This window comes from Streptomyces blattellae (assembly GCF_009709555.1).
In the GTDB taxonomy this organism is placed as follows: domain Bacteria; phylum Actinomycetota; class Actinomycetes; order Streptomycetales; family Streptomycetaceae; genus Streptomyces; species Streptomyces blattellae.
In genome coordinates, this window is the sequence record NZ_WJBG01000041.1 from 1 (window position 1) to 1,147 (window position 1,147).

General features: G+C 66.0%; 1 protein-coding gene and 1 pseudogene. Both read right to left on the reverse strand.

What is annotated here, in order from left to right:
- Positions 1-220: 220 nt before the first annotated feature.
- Positions 221-706 (reverse strand): carboxymuconolactone decarboxylase family protein, encoded by a 486-nt coding sequence (locus GFH49_RS00950; RefSeq protein ID WP_155053802.1) that lies wholly within the window; start codon positions 704-706, stop codon positions 221-223.
- Between the two features lie 100 nt (positions 707-806).
- Positions 807-1,147 (reverse strand): annotated as a pseudogene (locus GFH49_RS39200) (hypothetical protein); the annotation flags it as partial.

Sequence of the window (1,147 nt, forward strand, 5' to 3'; positions counted from 1 at the left end):
TTCCACGTCACGGACCGCTCACCTGCGGAAACGTCTCAATCCCGGACCTTGCGTCAGCCCTGGATCAGCGCCGCGCCCGCGGTGCGGGCGGCGGAATGGCGGCAGTGGCTGGACTCGCTGATGGAGCCGCTGCCGGAAATATAAAGCAGCGGTAAACGGAACATAGAAACACGGGCACCGGCCATGAGCACCGATGCCCGTATTCCGCGTTATTTCTGGGTTATTTCTGGACCGGCTGATAAGCCCCCGGCGCCATCCGCGTCGCAATGGCTGTCCGGTTGTAGGCGTTGATGACGGTGGCGGCCCAGATCAGTGCCGCGATCTGCGCCTCGTCGAAGACCTCGGCCGCCTCGGCGTAGACGGCGTCCGGCACCCGGCCGTCGTGCACCAGGGTCACGGCCTCGGTCAACGCCAGTGCGGCGCGCTCGCGTTCGGTGAAGAAGGGGGTCTCCTGCCAGGCGTTCAGGGCGTAGACGCGCTGCTCTGTCTCGCCCTGGGCGCGGGCGTCCTTGGTGTGCATGTCGATGCAGAACGCGCAGCCGTTGATCTGCGAGGCGCGGATCCTGATCAGTTCCAGGAGTTCCGGTTCGACCTTGGCGTCCTGGGCCGCGGAAACGGCGGCGGCGTGCAGGGAGCCCATCGCCGCGGATACATCGGGGGTGATTTTCTTGAGGGCCACGCGGGATACAGAATCGGTATCGGTCATGAGCCGACTCTATCCGCGCGGCCTTATTCAGGAATGGAAAACAGCACGATTACTCCCGTGACATCGGGGAAGCTCCGGGACGAACTGTGGAGCGTGGGAATCAGTCCACCGAGGCCGGGTCGCAGGCGTAGGGCGGGCAGAACCCGGACAACGCCGTGGTGAGCAGCTCCAGTTCGTCCTCGCGGCCGTCCGCGTCGGGGCCGTACGCGGCGATCGCGTAGATGTTGCCGTCCTCGGCGACGAACCGCTCGTCGTAGACGTGCCAGGGGCCGATGTCGGGCTCGCCCCTGATCGAGTCGGCCAGATACTCCAGCCGGGAGCCCGTGAACTCGCCGTCGTCGAGGGTCTGGAGGTCCAGTTCCTGGAAGCCGGGCGCCTTCTGGGTCTCGTCGGACAGGAACAGCTCGAAGGACTCCTCCGGTGACGCCTCCGCCACCTGGT